The sequence below is a fragment of the Cellulomonas citrea genome (genome assembly GCF_009829685.1).
Lineage (GTDB): Bacteria > Actinomycetota > Actinomycetes > Actinomycetales > Cellulomonadaceae > Cellulomonas > Cellulomonas citrea.
The window spans coordinates 1-2,372 of sequence record NZ_VWSD01000255.1; the positions used below are offsets into that span (position 1 = coordinate 1).

The following is a 2,372-nucleotide window of genomic DNA, read 5'->3' on the forward strand; positions in this document are numbered from 1 at the left end:
CGGCGAGCTCCTCCCCTGCCGACACCGCGCTACAGCCGACCGGCACCGGCGGCGGACAGCAGCCGCGCGAACCGCACCGCGGCCTTGACGGCGTCCGCTCCCTCGGCCGCGGCGCTCACCCGGACGACGACGTCGTCGGGGGTGATGGAGCCGGTCAGCCCGTGGTCGGCCTCGCACTGCGGGTCGTCGCACGCGGCCGGCTCGAGGTCGACCCGCGACACCGAGCCCCAGCCGATGGCGATCACCACCTCGACCGGCGCGGTGCGACCCTCGCGGTAGCGCGCCGGGTCGCCCACCACATGGGTGAGGCCGACGGTGCGCAGCTCGCGCAGGGGCACCGACTCGGTGGTCGCCGAAGCCGAGGCCGACGGGTGCTCGGAGTCCGCGGGCAGGTCGTCGACATGGGCCACGACGAGCCGGCTGGGCGTCAGGACGAGCACGGTGACGTGACGGCGCAGCTCGACGTCGTCGAACGTGGTCTCGGGCAGCACGAGGTGCGCGACGACGGGCTCCTCGGCCAGGGCCACGTCGAGCACGTCCGCCACGAGGGCCGGGTAGTAGCCGGCCCGGTCGAGGTCACGGCGCAGGGTGGAGGGGACGACGGGCACCGCACCATCTTTCCATCCCCGACGCACCGATGCGGCCCGTCAGCTGCGCGGCAGCAGGCGCCGGGCAGCATCGGCCCGTTCAGCGGTGGCCAGCGTCGCGCTCGCCGCCAGCACGTGCACCCCGCTGCGCGCCACGACGACGGGGTTGAGCTCGAGCGAGGCCAGCTCCGGCAGCTCGTCGGCGAGCACCGCCAGCCGCGCGATGAGGTCCTCCAGCGCGGCCACGTCGACCGGCGGCGCGCCGCGGTGCCCGAAGAGCTTGGGCGCCGCCCGCGCGGTGCGCACCAGCTCGCGCACGTCGACGTCGGTGAAGGGCGGCACGCCGTAGGCGATGTCGCCCAGCAGCTCGACGGCGTCCCCGCTCACGCCGAACGACACCACCGGGCCGAACAGCGGGTCCTCCGACGTGGACAGCACGCAGGCCACCCCGCGCGGCGCCATCGCCTGCACCACGAGAGGGGACGGGCCGCCCCCCAGGCCCTGTCCGAGGGCGAGGACCTGCGTGGCGGCCGCCGCGATCTCCTCCGGGTCGACCAGGTCGAGGCGCACCCCGCCCAGGTCCGCCCGGTGCCGCAGCCCGGGCGCGGTGGACTTGACGGCCACCGGACCGCCGAGCTCCGCCGCCGCAGCCACCGCACCGGCTGCGTCCTGCACCGGCACGTTGGGCCACGACGAGATGCCCGCGGTGGCCAGCAGCTCGGCCACCTGGGGCTCGGTGAGCGTGACCGGGTCCGTGCCCCGCTCCCCCAGCCAGCCGCGCACCAGCCGACGGGCCGCCCGGGCGTCCACCCCCGCGGGACGGACGGCCGTGCCCCGGTCGGCCGCCCGCCAGGCGGCGTACCGGGCGGCCAGGCCGAGCGCCGCGGCGGCGTCCTCCGGGGAGGCGAAGGCCGGGACCGTGCACGGCCGGCCCTCGGCGTCGGGCGCGGTGAGCTCCTCGCTCAGGCCCAGCAGGTCGGGCATGCACGCCACCGTGGTGCGACCGGTGCGTGCCGACGCCTGGGCCAGGTGGGCCGCCAGGTCCCGGTCGAGCCCGCCGAGCAGCGGCACCCGCACGACGAGCACGGCGTCCACGTCGGCGGCGTACACCGCGTCGATGGCCGCCCTGATCTGCTCCGGTGCGGCGTCCTGCGGCACCAGGGCGACGTCACCGGGCACCTGCAGACCCGCGGCCGTGGCGGCCTCGGCCACGAGCGCGGCCACCGACGCCGAGGATGCCAGGACGGCCGTGCGCGGCCCGGCCGGCAGCGGTTGCAGCGCGAACAGCTGGAGGGCGTCCATGAGCTGGTGGGTGGTGTCGACCTGCAGCACCCCCGAACGGCGCAGGATCTCCTGCAGCGCACCCGGCGGGACCTGGGTGGCCCGCACGGCGTGACCGGGCGGCACCACCTGGCCCGACCGACCCGCGGTCACGACGACGACCGGTTTGGCCGCGGCCAGCCGGCGCGCCACCCGGGAGAACTTGCGTGGGTTGCCGATCGACTCCAGGTAGAGGGCGACTGCCTGCGTGTCGTCGTCCTCGCCCCAGAACTGCATGAGGTCGTTGCCCGAGACGTCCGCCCGGTGCCCCGCCGAGACCAGCTGGGCGATCGGCAGCCCGCGCCGGCCGGCCGCCGCGAGCAGCGTCACCGCCATCGGCGCCGACTGGCAGAACAGGCCCACCCGGCCGGCGGCGGGCACCGGGTCGGCCAGGCTGGCGTTGAGCGTGACGCCGTCGTGCGTGGCCAGCAGCCCGAAGCTGCCCGGGCCCACGACCCGCATCCC

Annotated in this window: 2 protein-coding genes; both read right to left on the reverse strand. The window is 76.8% G+C overall.

Translation table 11 applies throughout. The features are described 5' to 3' along the window. Positions 1-29: 29 nt before the first annotated feature. A complete protein-coding gene (locus F2B26_RS15835) occupies positions 30-608 on the reverse strand; it encodes a DUF5998 family protein (protein WP_159810992.1) in 579 nt (192 codons plus the stop codon). A gap of 39 nt (positions 609-647) precedes the next feature. Beyond that, positions 648-2,372: acetate--CoA ligase family protein (locus F2B26_RS15840; protein WP_201292789.1), on the reverse strand; the 1,725-nt coding region annotated here is incomplete at its 5' end.